The following is a 17,963-nucleotide window of genomic DNA, read 5'->3' as shown; positions in this document are numbered from 1 at the left end:
GACCAAACTTGGTTCAAGGTCAAACGAATCTTAGACGAGTCGCTTGCCTTGATATGCTGTGACTGGCGTCACGCAAGACAAGCGCCCACATCAATTACCTGATCGATTGTTAAAGAGCGTCCTTACTTGAAGTCTCGTCTCACGCAGAGTGTCGAGCCTTCTGCCGTGACCCGAAAGTGACTCAAGTGCTTGTCAGCGCTTGCTTTCTGGGTCGCCGTAAGGAGAGGCGTATTTTAAGGATCTTGGCGAAGATGTCAACGTCTTTCTTGTCGACCCTTGCCCGGTTCACGTTGCCGCCTGAGAACCGATCCTGGAAAAGCGAGGCGCGTATTCTGCTACCTCCGCGGCTAAGTGTCAATCGATTTTTTTCAATCTTTTCAACAGCTTAGCTAGCTTTTCCACCAACCCCGAGAACCTGTCTCGGCGTCAGCGGATGCGTACTTTACGGATCTACCCCGGACTTGGCAAGGGGAAATGTCGAAAAAGTGTCGCCGCGTTCCGACGCCGACGCTAGAGGCCACGTATGGCGGGACTTCTGAGGGCAAACCCATCCGGCCAGATACACCGACGCCCGCACGAGGCGGGCGTCGGTAGGCGTCGATGGCAGTCCTGCCTCAGTCGTCCTGGGCCTGCTGGTCACCAGAGGCACTGCGGCGCTTGTCCCGGCGCGCCTTGTTGAGCCGCCCCAGCGCGAACAGCGGCCCCGATACCACGTAGCAGCCAAAGAGCGCCAGCAGCATCACCGAGGGTTCGATCGAGATCAGCACGAACAGCAGCACGATCACCAGCAGGAAGACGAAGGGGACGGGGCCCTTGAAGTCGATCTCCTTGAAGCTGTGGTAGCGCACGTTGCTCACCATCAGTACGCCGGCGGCGGCGACGACGACCGTCATCAGTACCTTGAAGCCGATGGACTCGGCATCGAAGGTGTGGAAGACCCAGACGCAGCCGGCGACCACTGCGGCGGCCGAGGGGCTGGGCAGGCCGACGAACCACTTCTTGTCGGTACTGCCGATCTGCACGTTGAAGCGTGCCAGCCGCAGCGCCGCCCCGGAGACGAAGATGAAGGCAGCGATCCAGCCGATCTTGCCGATATCCTGGAGAATCCAGGTGAAGGCGACCAGCGCCGGCGCCATGCCGAAAGAGACCATGTCGGCGAGGCTGTCGAATTCGGCGCCGAAGGCGCTCTGGGTATTGGTCAGGCGCGCCACCCGGCCATCCAGACCGTCGAGCACCATGGCGATGAAGATCGCGATCGCGGCCTTGGCGTAGTCACCGTTGATCGCCGCGACGATCGAGTAGAAGCCGGCGAACAGCGCCGAGAGGGTGAACAGATTGGGCAGCAGATAGATGCCGCGACGGCGGATGCGCTTGCCGTTCTCCACCGTCTCCTCGATCACCTCGTCCTCGTCGTCGAACAGCGGCGAGGTCGCGCCGATGGTGATGGTTTCGGGCTCCTGCTCGTGGTGGCGTTCTTCCTGCGTCATGGCGGCGAGTCCTTTGATATCGAGAGCGTTCCGGTATGCAAGCCGGGCAATTCTACCCACAGCCTAGCGGCAATCGCGACACATACCCTACCCGAGCGAGCAAACTCTCACCCGGGCAGACAAGCGGACATACACGCAAAAGGGGCGCGACCTCGGTCGCGCCCCTCGTTGCATACCGCGTTTGATGCGGTTCAGTTCTTGCTCTTGTCGACCAGCTGATTGGCGGTGATCCACGGCATCATGCCGCGCAGCTTCTCACCCACCTGCTCGATCGGGTGCTCGGCGGTCTGGCGCCGGCGGGCGTTGAGCGAGGCGTAGTTGCATGCGCCTTCGGCGATGAACATCTTGGCGTATTCGCCATCCTGGATGCGCTTGAGCGCCTTGCGCATCGCTTCTTTCGAGCTCTCGTTGATGATCTCGCGGCCGGTCACGTACTCACCGTACTCGGCGTTATTGGAGATCGAGTAGTTCATGTTGGCGATGCCGCCTTCGTACATCAGGTCGACGATCAGCTTGAGCTCGTGGAGACACTCGAAGTAGGCCATCTCGGGGGCGTAGCCCGCTTCGGTCAGGGTCTCGAAGCCAGCCTTGACCAGCTCGACCGCGCCGCCGCAGAGAACCGCCTGCTCGCCGAACAGGTCGGTTTCGGTCTCGTCCTTGAAGGTGGTCTCGATGATCCCGCTGCGGCCACCGCCGATCGCCGCGGCGTAGGAGAGTGCGATCTCCTTGGCCTGGCCGGAGGCGTTCTGGTGGATCGCGATCAGGTCGGGGATACCACCGCCACGCACGAACTCGGAACGTACGGTATGGCCCGGCGCCTTGGGTGCCACCATGATCACGTCGAGATCGGCACGCGGCTGGACCTGGCTGTAGTGGATGTTGAAGCCGTGGGCGAAGGCAACGGTGGCGCCCTCTTTCAGGTTCGGCTCGATCTCCTGCTCGTAGATCACCTTCTGGTTCTCGTCCGGCGCCAGGATCATGACCACGTCGGCGCTCTTGCACGCCTCGGCGACGCTGGCCACCTTGAGGCCGGCACCTTCGGCCTTGGCGGCGGAAGAGGAACCCTTGCGCAGCGCCACGGTCACGTCGACACCGGACTCCTTGAGGTTATTGGCGTGGGCGTGGCCCTGGGAGCCATAACCCACGATGGTGACCTGCTTGGATTGGATCAGCGCGAGGTCACAGTCCTTGTCGTAATACACGTGCATGGCAAACTCCGATATCGATGCGAGCAGTCTGAAAAGTGTCGGGGCGGCGTAGCGATCGCGCCGGCCGCCGGAGCGGGCGGTGATCGTCGAACCGTGCAGCCACGATAAGGCAAGCGTCTCGTTGCGTAAAACGCTATATTTGCAATGCGACATTTCACATTCAGCAACGAGCACGCTCCATGGACTATCGCCCGCTCACCCACTTTCTGGCCCTGGCCGACCATCTCCACTTCGGCCGCGCCAGCGACGCCTGCCATGTCAGCCCCTCGACCCTGAGCCGCTCTCTGCGCCAGCTCGAGGAGAGCCTGGGCGTGACCCTGTTCGAGCGCGACAATCGCCATGTCGAGCTGACCCGTGAGGGGCAGCTTTTCCACACCTATGCGCGGGAGACGCTGGAGCAGTGGCAGACGCTGCAGCGCGAGCTGATGGCAGAGACTCGGGAGCTTGCCGGCGAGCTCAGCATCTACTGTTCGGTCACCGCCAGCTACAGCTTCCTTTACCGCCTGCTGAGCGAATTCCGTCAGCGCCATCCGCGCATCGAGATCAAGTTGCACACCGGCGACCCGGCGGATGCGATTGCCCGGGTCCAGGCCGAGCAGGAGGAGATGGCGATCACCGCGCGCCCGCGCAGCCTGCCGGACGCGGTGGCGTTCAAGCCGCTGGCGACGTCGCCGCTGGTGTTCATCGCCCCGCGTGACGGCGCCGCCTGGCTGCCGGCGACACCGGAGGTGCCAACGCCTGCCCAGTGGCGCGACGTGCCGATGATCCTGTCGGAGTCGGGGCTCTCCCGCGATCATGCCGACACCTGGTTCCGCGCCCTCGGGGTACGCCCGCGCATCTACGCCCAGGTCGCCGGCAACGAAGCGATCGTCAGCATGGTCGGGCTCGGCTTCGGCGTGGGCATCGTGCCGCGCATCGTGCTCGACAACAGCCCGCTGCTCGACCGTATCGCCATTCTGCCGGTCAAGCCCGAGCTGCCCCACTACGACGTTGGCCTGTGCGTGCTCAAGCGCCGCCTCAAGAGCGCCCTGATCGAAGCGCTCTGGACGCAATTGCCGGGCTGAACCACGTTCTACCGTGCCACTCCGGCGCGCCCCGCGAGCCACGCCACCATGAAAAAATGAAAAACGCCCGGCGGAATCGCTTCCGCCGGGCGTCATACCGTTGCCGTCGACGTGGCTACAGCGACAGCAGCTTGTCGCCGCGAGCGATACCGGAAACCCCGGTCCGCGCCACTTCAAGAATGCCGATCGGCGCCATCGCCTGGACGAAGGCGTCGAGCTTGCCGGCATCCCCGGTGATCTGCACGGTATAGACGCTCGGCGTCACGTCCACGATCTGCGCCCGGAAGATGTCCGCGGTGCGCTTGACCTCGTCACGGCTGGCGCCCAGCGCCTTGACCTTGACCAGCATCAGCTCGCGCTCGATATGGTTGCCCTCGGTCAGGTCGACCAGCTTGACCACGTCGATCAGCTTGTTGAGGTGCTTGGTGATCTGCTCGATCACCCGGTCGTCGCCCACCGTGGTGACGGTCAGCCGCGACAGCGAGGGATCTTCCGTCGGCGCCACGTTCAGCGTTTCGATGTTGAAGTTGCGCTGGGAGAACAGCCCCACCACGCGGGACAGGGCGCCGGGTTCGTTTTCCAGCAGAATCGAGATGATATGGCGCATCAGGTCCGCTCCGTCTTCGACAGCAACATGTCACGCATGGAGCCCAGCGGCACCTGCATCGGATAGACGTGTTCGAAAGGATCGACGTAGATATCGAGGAACACGAGCTCATTGGTGTCGGCGAAGGCACGCTCCAGCGCCGGCTCCAGCTCATCGAAGGTCGTCACCTTGATCGCGGTGAAGCCGTAGGCCTCGATCAACTTGGCGAAGTCCGGCAGCGACTCCATGTAGGAGTGGGCGTGGCGAGACTTGTAGTTGAGATCCTGCCACTGGCGCACCATGCCCAGCGACTGGTTGTTGAGGTTGACGATCTTGACCCCGACATCGAACTGCTTACACGTCGACAGCTCCTGCATCATCATCTGGAAGCTGCCTTCACCGGTGAAGCAGACCACGTCGTCCTGCGGGAAATTGAGCTTGACGCCCATCGCCGCCGGGAAGCCGAAGCCCATGGTGCCGAGGCCACCGGAGGTGATGAACCGGTTGGGCTTGGCGAACTTGTAATACTGGGCCGCGAACATCTGGTGCTGCCCCACGTCGGTGGTGACGAAGGCTTCGCCGCGGGTGGCGCGGTAGACCGCCTCGATCACCTCCTGCGGCTTGAGCGCCTCGCCCGGCTTCGACGGCTCGTAGAGCTTGCCTTCGCGCTCGGCGCGCCAGCCGTCGATGGTTTTCCACCACTCGGTAAGCGCATCGGGGCTGGCCGGCTCGCGGTCCTGCAGCAGGCTGATCATCTCGTCGATCACGCTGCCTGCGGCACCGACGATGGGCACGTCCGCGCGCACCGTCTTGGAGATCGAGCTGGGGTCGATATCGACATGCACGATCTTGGCGGTGGGGCAGAACTTCGAGGTGTTGTTGGTGACGCGGTCATCGAAGCGCGCGCCGATGGCGATGATCAGATCGGCGTGGTGCATCGCCATGTTGGCTTCATAGCTGCCATGCATGCCGAGCCAGCCGAGGGAGCAGCGATCACCCTGGGGGAAGCCGCCGATCCCCATCAGCGTGGTGGTGATCGGAAAGCCCAGACGCTGCACCAGATCGGTCAGCGCTTCGGAGGCGCGCCCGGTGATGATGCCACCGCCGGTATAGAACACCGGTCGCCGCGCCTTGAGCATCATGTCGACCGCTTTCTTGATCTGGCCGGTATGCCCGCGCGTGACCGGATTGTAGGAGCGGATCTTGACCTTCTTCGGATAGACGTACTCGTAGCGCTCGGTGGGCGCCGTCATGTCCTTGGGAATGTCCACCAGCACCGGGCCGGGGCGTCCGGTGGCGGCGAGGTAGAACGCCTTCTTCAGCACCTCGGGGATCTCGCTCGGGTGCTTGATCGAGAAGCTGTGCTTCACCACCGGGCGCGTCACGCCGACGATATCGGTCTCCTGGAAGGCGTCCTCGCCGATCAGGTGGCTCATCACCTGGCCGCACAGCACCACCATGGGAATCGAGTCCATGTAGGCGGTGGCGATGCCGGTGACGGCATTGGTGGCGCCGGGGCCGGAGGTGACCAGCACCACGCCGGGCTTGCCGGTGGCACGGGCATAGCCGTCGGCGGCGTGGGTCGCGGCCTGTTCGTGGCGAACGAGAATGTGCTTGACGCTATCCTGGCGAAAGAGGGCATCGTAGATGTGCAATGCCGCACCGCCCGGGTAGCCGTAGATATGCTCCACCCCTTCGTCTTTCAGGAAGCGGGCGATCATATCGGCGCCGGAAAGTAATTCCACTGGTGAGTCTCCCCTGGAGGTTCGAGTGCCACTGCGCGATTTCCGCGATCGCGTAGCGTTAATGCGGCGGTACGCCGCTACCGACATGCCGTCGGCGCCTGATGCCATAATCCTGGCTATGGGCCCTGGGTGGGGACCCGCACTCATGGGAACCGTCACGACCGGCAGGTCGACGCGGCTCCCGGCACGGCAGATCGCCGTGTGGGGTTGGCGGGGACGAGCGGGTGGCCCGTTCCCCTCTTTCCTGAGAAAGAGTTCCTTCGACAGGCGGGTAGAGGTCACGCAGAACCTACCCTTCACGCAGCGGCCAGGGGTCGCCCGACAATGGCTGCGCCCGCAATCAGGAGTCGCCTAGATTCTCCCAGCGCTCCCGGAGTGTCAACCTTGGCGGGCACCCGGCGTCAGCACCGGCCATCGGCGCCCGACACGCGCCCCCTCCGTTTACCGAAGCGCGACGAAAGTCTACCGACGAACGCTCGCATCTGCGTCGATCCCTTGCTGTAATGCGCAAGCTGAATCGATTCATCTCATGCATACCGCGTCGCTCGACCCGGAGAAGGAGGAGTTCCATGTCGCGTATCGTCCAGTGGTCGATCACGGTAGCCCTGGCCGGGTTTCTATTCGGCTTCGATACCGCGGTCATCTCCGGCGCCGACAAGCCCATCCAGGCGCTGTGGGGGCTGAGCGACCTGCAGCACGGCCTGCTGGTGATGTCGATGGCGCTGTGGGGCACGGTGATCGGCGCCATCTGGGGCAACTACCCCACTGACCGCCTGGGCCGGCGCGCCACCCTGCTGCTGATCGGCGGGCTCTATATGGTCTCGGCGGTGGGCTCGGCGCTGGCCAGCGACCCTTACTGGTTCTCGTTCTTCCGCCTGATCGGCGGTATCGGCGTCGGCGTCTCCTCGGTGGCGGCCCCCACCTATATTTCCGAGATCGCGCCGAGCGAGCGCCGTGGCCTGCTGGTGGGGCTCTATCAGTTCAACGTGGTGTTCGGCATCCTGATGGCGTTCGTTTCCAACTATGTGATCGGCGCGCTGGTCGACGGCCAGGCGTGGCGCTGGATGCTCGGCGTCGAGGCACTCCCGGCGCTGATCTATACCCTGATGGTGCTGCGCATTCCGCGTAGCCCGCGCTGGCTGATCCTGCACCGCAACGACCCTCAGGGGGCCGCCGCGGTACTGCGTCAGCTCGACCCGCAGGCCGACGTCGACGCCCAGGTCGCCGCCATTCGCGCCGCCGACGACAGCGACGGTCAGCAGGCACGGCCGGCGTTCTTCTCCGGGCGCTATCGCCTGCCGATCCTGCTGGCGTTCCTGATTGCTTTCTTCAATCAGCTCTCGGGCATCAACTTCATCATCTACTACGCCCCACGGGTGCTCGAAGCGGCCCAGCTCGGCAGCAGCGCGGCCCTGCTCTCGACCGTGGGCATCGGGGTGATCAACCTGCTGTTCACCATGCTCGGCATGGCGCTGATCGACCGCCTGGGACGGCGCACCCTGCTTTATATCGGCTCGGTGGGGTATATCGTCTCGCTGGTGCTGATCTCACGCGCCTTCTTCTCGAATGATCTGGGCGGCCTCGACGTGCCCCTGCTGCTGTGCCTGTTCATCGCCGCCCACGCCATCAGCCAGGGGGCGATCATCTGGGTCTTCATCGCCGAAATCTTCCCCAATCAGGTACGCGCCCGCGGCCAGTCCTTCGGCAGCTCGGTGCACTGGATCTGTGCTGCCTGCATTGCGCTAGTGATGCCCACGGTGTTGGGGCACTTCAACGGCGGGCCGGTATTCGCCTTCTTCGCCGTGATGATGGTGCTGCAGGTGCTGTTCGTGATGTTCCTGATGCCCGAGACCAAGGGCGTCTCGCTGGAGGCGCTGCAGCGCCGCCTGGTGCGCGGCGCGAGCGACCCGACGGCGCCCCGGCGCCAGCCCGCCCGCGCCTGAGCAACCTGGGCTCCCGGAAAGCCCCACCCCAGAAAAGACAAGAGCCCCGCCTGTCGGCGGGGCTCTGTCATGGTCACTCACCGTACAGCGAACGTCCGGCGAGGTCAGGTCTCGAACACCAGGTGGTCGCCCTCGGCGCGGACCCGGATGGTGTCGCCCGGAGCAAAGCGCCCCGCCAGCAGATCCTGGGCCAGCGGGTTCTCGATCCGGTTCTGGATCGCGCGCTTGAGCGGACGCGCTCCGTAGACCGGATCGAAGCCCACCACCGCCAGCTGGGCCATGGCGTCGCTGCTGACCTCGAGCCCGAGATCGCGCTCGGCGAGCCGCCGGCGCAGACGCTCGAGCTGGATCGAGGCGATCGCCTGGATCTGCTCCTGGCCGAGGGCGTGGAAAACCACCACTTCGTCGATGCGGTTGATCAGCTCGGGGCGGAAGTGGTTGCCCACCACGGCCATCACCGCATCGCGCATCGCCGCGTAGTCGGACTCCTCGCCGCCCATGCGCTGGATCACATCGGAGCCCAGGTTGGAGGTCATCACGATCACGGTGTTGCGGAAATCCACCGTGCGCCCCTGGCCATCGGTCAGGCGCCCATCCTCGAGTACCTGCAGCAGGATGTTGAAGACATCCGGATGCGCCTTCTCGACCTCGTCGAGCAGCAGCACCGAGTAGGGCTTGCGGCGAACGGCCTCGGTCAGGTAGCCGCCCTCTTCGTAGCCGACGTAGCCCGGCGGCGCCCCGATCAGCCGCGCCACCGAGTGCTTCTCCATGAACTCGGACATGTCGATGCGCACCATCGCTTCCTCGGTGTCGAAGAGGAAACTGGCCAGCGACTTGCACAGCTCGGTCTTGCCCACCCCGGTGGGACCGAGGAACAGGAACGAACCGTTGGGCCGGTTGGGATCGGAGAGCCCGGCCCGCGAACGGCGCACGGCGTTGGCCACCGCAGTGACCGCTTCGTCCTGGCCGATCACCCGCTCGTGCAGCGCCTCCTCCATGCGCAGCAGCTTTTCACGCTCACCCTCGAGCATCTTGGCCACCGGAATCCCGGTCCAGCGCGACACCACTTCGGCAATCTCCTCCTCGGTCACGTTGGAGCGCAGGAGCTGGTGCTCCGCCACGCCGCTGGCCTCGCTCTCGCTGCTCTCGGCGATCTGCTGCTCCAGCTTGGGGATGACCCCGTACTGCAGCTCGGACATGCGTCCGAGATCGCCCTGCCGCCGCGCCGCTTCGAGGTCGATACGCGCCTGTTCGAGATCGGCCTTGTACTGGGCCGCACCCTGGATGCTGGCCTTCTCCGCCTTCCACACCTGCTCGAGGTCGGCGTATTCGCGCTCGAGCTCATCGATCAGGCTTTCGAGATTCTCCAGGCGCTTGCGCGAGGCCTCGTCGGTCTCCTTCTTCAGCGCCTCACGCTCCATCTTGAGCTGGATCAGACGCCGTTCGAGACGATCCATCTCCTCCGGCTTGGAGTCGAGCTCCATGCGGATGCGCGAGGCAGCCTCGTCGATCAGGTCGATCGCCTTGTCGGGCAGCTGACGGTCGGTGATGTAGCGGGTCGAGAGCTTGGCCGCGGCGATGATCGCGCCGTCGGTGATGTCGACCCCGTGGTGGACCTCGTAGCGCTCCTTGAGCCCGCGCAGGATGGCGACGGTGTCCTCTTCGCTGGGCTCGTCCACCAGCACCTTCTGGAAGCGCCGCTCCAGCGCCGCATCCTTCTCGATGTACTGGCGGTACTCGTCGAGGGTGGTCGCCCCCACGCAGTGCAGCTCACCGCGGGCCAGCGCCGGCTTGAGCATGTTGCCGGCATCCATCGAGCCCTCGGCCTTGCCCGCGCCGACCATGGTGTGCAGCTCGTCGATGAACAGGATCACCCGGCCCTCTTCCTTGGCCAGCTCGTTGAGCACCGCCTTGAGCCGCTCCTCGAAGTCGCCGCGGAACTTGGCACCGGCCAGCAGCGCGCCCATGTCCAGCGACAGCACGCGCTTCTCCTTGAGCCCCTCCGGCACCTCGCCATTGACGATGCGCTGAGCCAGCCCTTCGACGATCGCGGTCTTGCCCACGCCCGGCTCGCCGATCAGCACCGGGTTGTTCTTGGTCCGCCGCTGCAGTACCTGGATGGTGCGGCGAATCTCGTCGTCGCGCCCGATCACCGGATCGAGCTTGCCGTCGCTGGCACGAGCGGTCAGATCGAGGGTGTACTTTTCCAGCGCCTCGCGCTTCTCTTCGGCGTTGGCGTCGTCGACCTGAGCGCCACCGCGCACCTCGCTGATCGCCGTGGCCAGACGCTTGCGCTCCAGCCCGGCCTGGGTCAGTACCTTGGCCACGCCGCCCTTGAGATCGAGCGCGGCGAGCAGCACCAGCTCGATCGCGATGTAGTGGTCACCGCGGCTCTGGGCCTCGCGGTCGGCCAGATTGAACAGCCGCCCCAAGTCCTGGCTCATGCTGACGTTGCCGTCGAACTGGCCGACTTCGGGCAGCTTGTCGAGATAGCTCGTCAGCCCCTCGCGCAGACGGCTGACGTCGCCGCCTGCCTTCTGCACCAGGCCCTTGACGCCGCTGTCGCGCATCTCCAGCAGCGCCATCAGCAGATGGCCCGGGTCGAGCTGGTTGTGGCCGCGGCCAACCGCCAGCGATTGCGCCTCGGCCAGGGCGTTCTGCAACTTCGTGGTCATGCGATCCATACGCATCGGATTCCCTCCAGAGCCGGCCGACCGGGTCGGCGGCGAATCAGTTCATCAGTTGACAGCTAGATGGAGGTATGTTTGCACAATTCAAGCGCTGCGCATGAAAAATTCGCCTGCGCCAAATGGACGCAGACGAATCTCATTCATGTGAGAGTCTGATACTGGGGAGCAGGAAAGCGCGCCTCAGCGCAGCCAGATCACGCTGGCCATATGCCCGGTGCGGCCCTGATCACGGCGGTAGGAGTAGAAGCGGGTCTCGTCGCAGGCGGTGCAGAAGTGACCACCGCTGATCGAGTGGATGCCCAGGCGTTCGAGACGCAGGCGCGCCAGCTTGTAGAGATCGGCCATATGGTGGCCGAGCCGGTAGGGGCTGCGATCGAAGGCGCTCTCGGCCTCCGGCTGGACCGCGACGAAGGCTTCGAACACTTCCGGGCCGACCTCGAACTGGGCATTCGAGATCGCCGGCCCGAACCACACCAGGATCTCGCTCGGATCGACGCCCAGCGCGGCCACGCTGGCCTCCAGCACGCCACCGGCGAGCCCGCGCCAGCCGGCGTGGGCCACGCCCACCCGGGTCCCCGCACGATCACAGAAGAACACCGGCAGGCAGTCGGCGGTGAGCACCACGCAGGCGTAGTCACGCCCGCTGGTGACCGCCGCATCGGCCTCGGGCGGCGTCTCTCGGTACTCGGGCTGATAGCTCTGCATCACCCGCGCCCCGTGGACCTGCTTGAGCCAGAACAGCGGGCGCCCATCGCCCACCTCCAGCGATAGCAGCTCACGGCAGCGCGCCACCGTCTGCGGGTCGTCGCCCTTGAAGCCCTGGGGATTGAAGGCGGCGAAGTGGCCGCGGCTGGGGCCGGTCTGGCGCGTGGTGACAAAGGCACCGACGGTGCTCGGCGCCGCCCAGTCAGGCAGGATCAGCGTCGGCGCGTCGCTGGCCGGCGGGGTCATGCCCGGCAATCCGGCATCTTCGCTCAGACTCATGCCTCACCCTCCCGGTCCTGACGCAGCGCATCCAGCAGCAGGAACATGTCATCGGGCAGCGGCGCGCGGCACTCCACCGGCTCGCCGCTGACGGGATGCGTGAAGCGCAGCTTGTGCGCATGCAGCGCCTGGCGCGGGAAATCGCGCAGCAGCGTCTTGAGCGACTCGCCGGCGCCGGCGGGCAGCTTGAGCCGCCCGCCGTAGACCGGGTCCCCGACCAGCGGATAGCGCACGTGGGCCAGATGCACGCGGATCTGGTGGGTGCGTCCGGTCTCCAGCCGACAGCGCACGTGGGTGTGCCCGCGGAAGCGCTCCTGGACCCGATAGTGGGTCACCGCCGGCTTGCCCCCCGCGGTGACCGCCTGACGCTGACGATCCTTGGGGTGGCGCCCGATCGGCGCATCCACGGTGCCGCCGGCGGTCATGGTGCCGACCACGATGGCGTCGTACTCCCGCGACACGCTGCGCGCCTGCAGCTGCTCGACCAGCGCAGTCTGGGCCTCCAGCGTCTTGGCCACCATCATCAGCCCGGTGGTGTCCTTGTCGAGACGGTGCACGATGCCGGCACGGGGGATGCCGGCCAGCGCCGGAAAGTGGTGCAGCAGGGCATTGAGCAGGGTGCCGTCGGGGTTGCCGGCGGCGGGGTGTACCACCAGCCCGGCGGGCTTGTCGATCACCACCACCGCGTCGTCCTCGTGGACGATGGTCAGCGGGATATCCTGCGCCTCCCAGCGGGTCTCGGCTTCCAGCTGCGCGTCGAGCGCCAGCCGCTCACCGCCGAACACCTTGTCCTTGGGCCGCGCCGTGCGCCCGTCGAGGCTCAGCTCGCCCTGCTGGATCCAGCTCTTGAGCCGCTCGCGGGAGAACTCGGGGAACATTTCGGCCGCCGCCTGGTCCAGACGTCGTCCGGCCAAATGCTCGGGTATGCGCTCGTCACGCTTGAGGATGTCGGCCATACGTCGGGAAGGGTTCCGTTTCGCCGGTACATTTCGCCGCTACCGGGGTTTGCTTTATAGTGAGCGGATTCGGCGGATTCTATCACGGCCGCCAGGGATTGGTTGATACGAGGATGACGATGCGATTTTCAGCGCGATTTCCCGCACTGGGCGCCCTGCTGATGTCGGGCGCGCTGCTCGCCGGGTGCGCCAGTAACGAGCCCGCCCCCGATCTGCAGGAGCAGGAGCTCTACCAGCAGGCCCAGAGCTCGCTCGATGCCGGCCGTTTCTCTACCGCGGTGACCCAGCTGGAAGCGCTCGATACCCGTTTCCCCTTCGGTCGCTACGCCGAGCAGGCACAGTTGGAGCAGATCTACGCCTACTACAAGGTGGAGAACTGGGAGCAGGCGCGCGCCGCCGCCAGCCGCTTCATTCGCCTGCATCCGGATCATCCGCAGGTCGACTACGCCTACTACATGCGTGGGCTGGCCGCCTATCAGGCGGGCCGCTTCAGCCTCGAAGGGCTGGAGCTGATCGACATCTCCAAGCGCGACCTGGGCGCCTCGCGTGACGCCTACGTCGACTTCGGCGAGCTGGTTCGGCGCTTCCCCGACAGCGCCTACGCCCCGGACGCGCGCCAGCGCATCATCTATCTGCGCAACGTGATGGCGCGCCACGAGCTGCAGGTGGCCGACTTCTACCTGCGCAAGGGCGCCTATGTCGCCGCGATCGAGCGCGGGCGCTGGGTGATCGAGCACTACCCCAAGTCCACCGCGACCCGCGATGCCCTGGCGGTGATGGTCGAGGGCTACCTGGGTCTGGACATGCGCGGTCGCGCCCAGAGCGTGCTCAAGACGCTGATCGCCAACGACCCCGACAACGCCCAGCTCGATGGAAACACTTTCGAGCCCAGGCACGTCAAGGTGAACCCGCCGCTCACCGCCAACGGCTGAGCCGGGACCCAAAAAAACCGCGACCCCGTCGCGGTTTTTTTATGCCTTGAATTGGCCTAATCAGAGGCCTGACTAGGCGCCGGGCTGCCACCCATTGACGATCGGATAGCGCCGGTCGCGGCCGAAGCCACGCAGCGTCACCCGCACGCCCACCGGCGCCTGGCGCCGCTTGTACTCGTTGCGGTCGACCAGCTTGACCACCTTGTAGACGTCGTCGCGATCATAACCGGCGGCGATGATCGCCTCGGCGCTCATGTCGCCTTCGATATAGCGTTCGAGAATGGCGTCGAGCACGTCGTAGCCCGGCAGTGAGTCGCTGTCCTGCTGGTCGGGGGCCAGCTCGGCGGAAGGCGGTCGGGTGATCACCCGCTCGGGGATCGCCGGGGACTGGGCATTACGCCACTTGGCCAGCCGATAGACCCAGGTCTTGTAGACATCCTTGAGCGCGTTGTAGCCGCCGACCATGTCACCGTAGAGCGTGGCGTAGCCCACCGCCATCTCGCTCTTGTTGCCGGTGGTCTGAACCATCAGCCCCTTCTTGTTGGAGATCGCCATCAGCAGCACACCGCGCACCCGCGACTGCAGATTCTCCTCAGTGGTATCCGCCCCCAGGCCGCTGAAGCTCTCGGCCAGGGTGGCGCTGAATGCCTCGACCATCGGCGCGATCGGCATCACCTCGTAGCCGACACCGAGCAGTCGGGCCTGTTCGGCGGCGTCGGCGCGGGAGATCTCGGCGGTGTAGTGATACGGCATCATCACCGCATGCACCCGTTCGGGGCCAAGCGCATCGACCGCGATCGCCAGCGACAGCGCCGAGTCGATGCCCCCGGAGAGCCCCATCACCACGCCCTGGAAGCCGCTCTTGTTGACGTAGTCGCGCAGCCCGGTGACCAGCGCGCAGTAGAGATTCTCCTCGCTCTCCGGCAGCGCCTCGCGCTCACCCGACTCGGGGTGCCAGCCGGCGTCTGCGGCGACGAAGCGCACCGGCATCAGCCCGGCCTGCCAGAACGGTGCGCGTACCGCGACCTCACCCCGAGCATCCAGCACCAGCGAGCCGCCGTCGAACACCAGCTCGTCCTGACCGCCGATGGCGTTGACGTAGACCACCGGCCGGCCCGCCTCGCGGGCGCGGGTGGCGAACAGCCGCTCGCGCTCGGCAGGCTTGTCGAGATGGAACGGCGAGGCGTTGAGCGTGATCAGGATATCTGCACCGGCCTGCGCCGACTGCCGGACCGGGGCGCCGTCCCACAGGTCCTCGCAGATCAGGATGCCGAGGCGCGCACCGGCATGCTCGATCACCAGCGGCTGGGTGCCGGGTTCGAAGTAGCGATCCTCGTCGAACACCTGGTAGTTGGGCAGCGCCTGCTTGGCGTACTCGCCGCGCCACTCGCCCCCCAGCAGCACGCCGGCGAGATTGTAACGCTTGCCGTCGCGCAGGCCGGGATACCCCATCACCACCAGGGTCTGCGGCGCGAACTTGGCGATCTTCTGCGCCATCTCCGCCAGCGCCTCGGCCAGGCGCGGCTCCATCGCCTCGCGCAGCAGCAGGTCTTCGGGTGGATAACCGGTGAGATAGAGCTCGCTGAACACCACCACGTCGGCGTCGTGCTCGAGCTTCGCCTCGCGCACGGCCTCGATCGCCGCTGCGGTATTGCCGGCGATATCGCCGACCAGCGGGTCGAGCTGTGCCATTACCAGGGTCAGGTCTTGCATGGGTCCACTCTTCTCCAGACAGCTACGACAGGGTTGGCTGGCGCCGCACAACCGGCCTCGGCGACGTCACGATCATTTTCGCCCATGGTCGCGGCCAGGGCAAAATCCGCACTCAGCGCGGCAGGTAAGGGGTCGGGTCGACGATCGGCGCGCAGCCGATCAGCTGATCCACCAGCAGCCGGGTCGAGGCCGGCGCCAGCACCAAGCCGTTGCGGTAGTGTCCGGCATTGATATGCAGCCCGTCGAACCCCGGCACCGCACCGATGGTCGGTATGCCCTCGGGCGAGCCGGGGCGCAGCCCGGCCCAGTGGTGCTCGACCTCGCACTCGGCCAACGCCGGCACGATACTGCAGGCGCTGGCGTGCAGCGAATCGAACGCCGCGGCCGTGGTCTGCTTGTCGAAGCCCACCTCTTCGAGGGTCGAGCCGGCCAGCACGCGGCCATCGGCGCGCGGAATGACGTAGCGGCCATCCTTGAGTACCACCCGCTCGACCAGCCCCGGTGGCGCCTTGAACAGAATCATCTGCCCGCGCACCGGGCGCACCGCCAGGGTAACGCCGACCGACGCCAGCAGCGCGCTCGACCAGGCCCCGGCGCAGACCACGGTGTGACCGGCGTGCAGCCCGCCGGTGTCGGTCTCGACCCCGCGGATGGCCGCGCCCTGGCGGATCAGCCCGCGCACCTCACGCCCCTCGTGCAGCGTGACCCCAGGGCTGGCGGCGAGGCGCGCGCGCAGCGCCTGGCCCAGGCGCGGGTTGCGAATGCTGCCCAGGGTCGGCATCCACAGTGCACCGTCGAATCCCGGTGCCGCCTGCGGCTCCTTGGCATACAGGGTCGCGGCATCGATGCGCGACAGCGGCTTGGCCACCTCGCGCGCCCAGTCGAGGGCGGCGGCGACATCCTCGACGCGCAGGTAGAGCAGCCCCTTCTGGCGGAACTCGGGGTCGATGCCGGTCTCTTCGAGCAGCCGCCCGGCGAGCTCCGGGTAGCGCCCCTCGGACCAGCTCGACAGCGCCGAGATCGGCCGCGAATAGCGCCAGGGGTAGAGCGGCGAGACGATGCCACCGCCGGCCCAGGATGCCTCGCGGCCGCAGCGGCCGCGCTCCACCAGCGCCACCGAGTGCCCGGCATCGGCCATCTGCAGCGCCGTCAGCATGCCGATGACGCCCCCGCCCACGATCAAGAAATCCTGCTGCATGTCGATATCCCGACAAAAGCCCGATGTTACCATCCGCACCGCCGCCCGTGCCCGACCTCGCCCGAGGAGATACCGCTATCGCCCCGCGTACCGCTCACCGCCCGTCGCGTGCGCCCACCGCCTCATCCCGATCGAGCGGCAGCCGCCAGGGCGGTTTTACCCTGATCGAGCTGCTGGTCACCCTGGTGATCATCGGCATACTCGCCGGTATCGCGATCTCCACCAGTGGCTGGCTGGAGCGCCGCCGCCTGGCCAGCGAGACCGAGGCCCTGCACCAGCGGCTGGAGGCGCTGCAGCAGCTCGCCATCGCCACGCGCCAGCCGTGGCAGCTCTGTGCCCTCGGCCCTGCCGGCGCCAGTGGCCAGTGCGGCAAGAATTGGAACCGGGGTTATCAGTGGGCTCAGGCCGACGGTGGCGGAGGGCGCCTGGCGGGGGAGCATCCGCTGACGGGCATCAGCCTGAGCTGGAATCGCGGCAGCCGGCTCACTTTTCCCAGTACACCGTGGCGCTTCAATACGTCACTCGGCAGCTTCTGGGTCTGCACGGCCAGTGACGGCAACAAGCTGACGCTCAACGATGCCGGCCGGGTGACGCTGACCCATGGTGAGCGCAGCGGCTGTCCTCCCTGAGCCGCCCGGACACGGCTCAGCGTGGGGCGCTGCGATCCGCGGCACGCGCCTGGGCACTGGGGAAGATCTGCCGCGCGCCGATACAGCGCTCGACCTGGCGCCCCTCACCGGGGGCTTCGTGATCGAGGAAACGTTGCAGCGCACGCTGGGCCTCACGCATCTCGTCGATCTCGATCCAGCGGATGCGCAGGGTGCCGTCGGCCTGACGCACCGCACACTTGGCCACCTCGCGCTCATCCGCCAACGCAGGTGACCACAGGCCGAGCAGACAGAGCCCGAGCCCCGCCAGTCCCGCGACCGGTTTCATTGTCTGCATGCCCTTGACTCGCATCACCATGCCCCCTGCTCGGTGCCATTCAGCCGCCGCCCGGTATTGCCCTGGGAGTCGATCCACAGCACGCCATCGCCCTGCTGCGGACTGCCCGCCTGGGGCGTCGCGGTCATGCGCACATACTGGCCCGCCGGCGGCGTCTGGCCCGAGCCCCCGCCGCTGCAACCCGCCTGATTGCCGCAGACCGCCAGCTGATAGTCGCTGTTGCCCAGGGTGCCGCCCCCGGTTAGGGTCGCCACGTCGGGAGCGTATTGCAGAAACTGGCCGTAGTAGCTCTCCTGGCGCGCCATCGCGCTCTGCAGCAGCGCCTCGCCGTCGCCGCGCCGAGAACGCTCGACATACTGCTGATAGCTGGGAATGGCGATCGCGGCGAGGATGCCGACGATCGCCACCACGATCATCAGCTCGATCAGGGTGAAACCACGCTGGCGCTGAGTCATGAAATCTCCGTTCGCGGACTGGTAGGAAAAAGAGGTAGGAAAAAGAGAGTGCCGTCG

General features: G+C 66.2%; 15 protein-coding genes. 4 read left to right on the top strand and 11 right to left on the bottom strand.

Annotated features, from left to right (window positions below):
- Positions 1–614: 614 nt before the first annotated feature.
- A complete protein-coding gene (gene pssA, locus ABV408_RS02070; protein WP_051895614.1) occupies positions 615–1,487 on the bottom strand; it encodes a CDP-diacylglycerol--serine O-phosphatidyltransferase in 873 nt (290 codons plus the stop codon).
- Between the two features lie 191 nt (positions 1,488–1,678).
- On the bottom strand, positions 1,679–2,695 hold the full coding sequence (ilvC, locus tag ABV408_RS02065; RefSeq protein ID WP_035470454.1) for a ketol-acid reductoisomerase: 1,017 nt from the start codon (positions 2,693–2,695) through the stop codon (positions 1,679–1,681).
- Positions 2,696–2,874: 179 nt separating this feature from the next.
- On the opposite strand from ilvC, the gene ilvY reads away from it, so the two are divergent.
- Positions 2,875–3,759 carry an HTH-type transcriptional activator IlvY gene (gene ilvY / locus ABV408_RS02060; protein WP_207037202.1) on the top strand — a complete coding sequence of 295 codons (885 nt, stop codon included), beginning with the start codon at positions 2,875–2,877 and terminating at the stop codon, positions 3,757–3,759.
- 115 nt (positions 3,760–3,874) lie between these two features.
- Here ilvY and ilvN read toward each other — a convergent pair whose 3' ends face one another.
- Both ilvN and ABV408_RS02050 read right to left on the bottom strand, forming a co-directional pair.
- On the bottom strand, positions 3,875–4,366 hold the full coding sequence (gene ilvN, locus ABV408_RS02055) for an acetolactate synthase small subunit (RefSeq protein ID WP_035470452.1): 492 nt from the start codon (positions 4,364–4,366) through the stop codon (positions 3,875–3,877).
- Positions 4,366–6,090, bottom strand: a complete 1,725-nt coding sequence (locus ABV408_RS02050; RefSeq protein ID WP_353980835.1) for an acetolactate synthase 3 large subunit — start codon at positions 6,088–6,090, stop codon at positions 4,366–4,368. The genes ilvN and ABV408_RS02050 overlap by 1 nt, the downstream gene beginning before the upstream one ends.
- 569 nt (positions 6,091–6,659) lie before the next feature.
- Here ABV408_RS02050 and ABV408_RS02045 point away from each other — a divergent pair.
- The gene (locus tag ABV408_RS02045; RefSeq protein ID WP_353980834.1) at positions 6,660–8,033 is read left to right on the top strand and encodes a sugar porter family MFS transporter; all 1,374 of its coding nucleotides are present in this window, start codon (positions 6,660–6,662) and stop codon (positions 8,031–8,033) included.
- 104 nt (positions 8,034–8,137) lie between these two features.
- On the opposite strand, the gene clpB is transcribed toward ABV408_RS02045, so the two are convergent.
- The 3 genes from clpB to rluD all read right to left on the bottom strand — a co-directional run bounded on the left by clpB (position 8,138) and on the right by rluD (position 12,663).
- Entirely contained in the window at positions 8,138–10,723 is a 2,586-nt protein-coding gene (gene clpB, locus ABV408_RS02040; RefSeq protein ID WP_353980833.1) for an ATP-dependent chaperone ClpB, read from the bottom strand.
- A gap of 180 nt (positions 10,724–10,903) precedes the next feature.
- Complete coding sequence (pgeF, locus tag ABV408_RS02035) at positions 10,904–11,707, bottom strand: peptidoglycan editing factor PgeF (RefSeq protein WP_405049923.1); 804 nt, start codon at positions 11,705–11,707, stop codon at positions 10,904–10,906.
- A complete protein-coding gene (gene rluD / locus ABV408_RS02030) occupies positions 11,704–12,663 on the bottom strand; it encodes a 23S rRNA pseudouridine(1911/1915/1917) synthase RluD (protein WP_353980832.1) in 960 nt (319 codons plus the stop codon). Before rluD ends, pgeF begins: the two co-directional genes overlap by 4 nt.
- A 119-nt stretch (positions 12,664–12,782) precedes the next feature.
- Between rluD and ABV408_RS02025 the strand changes: the two genes are divergently transcribed.
- Complete coding sequence (locus ABV408_RS02025) at positions 12,783–13,595, top strand: outer membrane protein assembly factor BamD (protein ID WP_353980831.1); 813 nt, start codon at positions 12,783–12,785, stop codon at positions 13,593–13,595.
- A 72-nt stretch (positions 13,596–13,667) separates the two neighbouring features.
- Here ABV408_RS02025 and ABV408_RS02020 read toward each other — a convergent pair whose 3' ends face one another.
- Positions 13,668–15,308: an NAD+ synthase gene (locus ABV408_RS02020; RefSeq protein ID WP_353980830.1), complete on the bottom strand. Its 1,641-nt coding sequence runs from the start codon at positions 15,306–15,308 to the stop codon at positions 13,668–13,670.
- A gap of 112 nt (positions 15,309–15,420) precedes the next feature.
- Positions 15,421–16,506, bottom strand: coding sequence for a glycine oxidase ThiO (thiO, locus tag ABV408_RS02015; protein WP_353980829.1), 1,086 nt, complete (start codon positions 16,504–16,506; stop codon positions 15,421–15,423).
- Positions 16,507–16,529: 23 nt separating this feature from the next.
- Between thiO and ABV408_RS02010 the strand changes: the two genes are divergently transcribed.
- Positions 16,530–17,135, top strand: coding sequence for a GspH/FimT family pseudopilin (locus tag ABV408_RS02010; protein WP_353980828.1), 606 nt, complete (start codon positions 16,530–16,532; stop codon positions 17,133–17,135).
- Between the two features lie 16 nt (positions 17,136–17,151).
- Here ABV408_RS02010 and ABV408_RS02005 read toward each other — a convergent pair whose 3' ends face one another.
- A complete protein-coding gene (locus tag ABV408_RS02005; RefSeq protein ID WP_353980827.1) occupies positions 17,152–17,451 on the bottom strand; it encodes a hypothetical protein in 300 nt (99 codons plus the stop codon).
- 14 nt (positions 17,452–17,465) lie between these two features.
- Positions 17,466–17,906, bottom strand: coding sequence for a type IV pilin protein (locus tag ABV408_RS02000; protein ID WP_353980826.1), 441 nt, complete (start codon positions 17,904–17,906; stop codon positions 17,466–17,468).
- Positions 17,907–17,963 lie beyond the last annotated feature (57 nt).

Origin of the sequence: Salinicola endophyticus (genome assembly GCF_040536835.1) — a bacterium.
GTDB lineage: Bacteria > Pseudomonadota > Gammaproteobacteria > Pseudomonadales > Halomonadaceae > Salinicola > Salinicola endophyticus_A.
Note: the sequence above shows the minus strand (reverse complement) of the source record. Positions and strands in the feature narration are given on the sequence as shown.

Bases quoted from the DNA above. Each gene is read 5' to 3' on its own strand.
- ABV408_RS02000 (WP_353980826.1), bottom strand. From the start codon at position 17,906: ATGACTCAGCGCCAGCGTGGTTTCACCCTGATCGAGCTGATGATCGTG.
- ABV408_RS02005 (WP_353980827.1), bottom strand. From the start codon at position 17,451: ATGCAGACAATGAAACCGGTCGCGGGACTGGCGGGGCTCGGGCTCTGT.
- ABV408_RS02025 (WP_353980831.1), top strand. From the start codon at position 12,783: ATGCGATTTTCAGCGCGATTTCCCGCACTGGGCGCCCTGCTGATGTCG.
- ABV408_RS02020 (WP_353980830.1), bottom strand. From the start codon at position 15,308: ATGCAAGACCTGACCCTGGTAATGGCACAGCTCGACCCGCTGGTCGGC.
- ilvN (WP_035470452.1), bottom strand. From the start codon at position 4,366: ATGCGCCATATCATCTCGATTCTGCTGGAAAACGAACCCGGCGCCCTG.
- pssA (WP_051895614.1), bottom strand. From the start codon at position 1,487: ATGACGCAGGAAGAACGCCACCACGAGCAGGAGCCCGAAACCATCACC.
- clpB (WP_353980833.1), bottom strand. From the start codon at position 10,723: ATGCGTATGGATCGCATGACCACGAAGTTGCAGAACGCCCTGGCCGAG.
- ABV408_RS02045 (WP_353980834.1), top strand. From the start codon at position 6,660: ATGTCGCGTATCGTCCAGTGGTCGATCACGGTAGCCCTGGCCGGGTTT.
- rluD (WP_353980832.1), bottom strand. From the start codon at position 12,663: ATGGCCGACATCCTCAAGCGTGACGAGCGCATACCCGAGCATTTGGCC.
- ABV408_RS02010 (WP_353980828.1), top strand. From the start codon at position 16,530: ATGTTACCATCCGCACCGCCGCCCGTGCCCGACCTCGCCCGAGGAGAT.
- thiO (WP_353980829.1), bottom strand. From the start codon at position 16,506: ATGCAGCAGGATTTCTTGATCGTGGGCGGGGGCGTCATCGGCATGCTG.
- ilvC (WP_035470454.1), bottom strand. From the start codon at position 2,695: ATGCACGTGTATTACGACAAGGACTGTGACCTCGCGCTGATCCAATCC.
- pgeF (WP_405049923.1), bottom strand. From the start codon at position 11,707: ATGAGTCTGAGCGAAGATGCCGGATTGCCGGGCATGACCCCGCCGGCC.
- ilvY (WP_207037202.1), top strand. From the start codon at position 2,875: ATGGACTATCGCCCGCTCACCCACTTTCTGGCCCTGGCCGACCATCTC.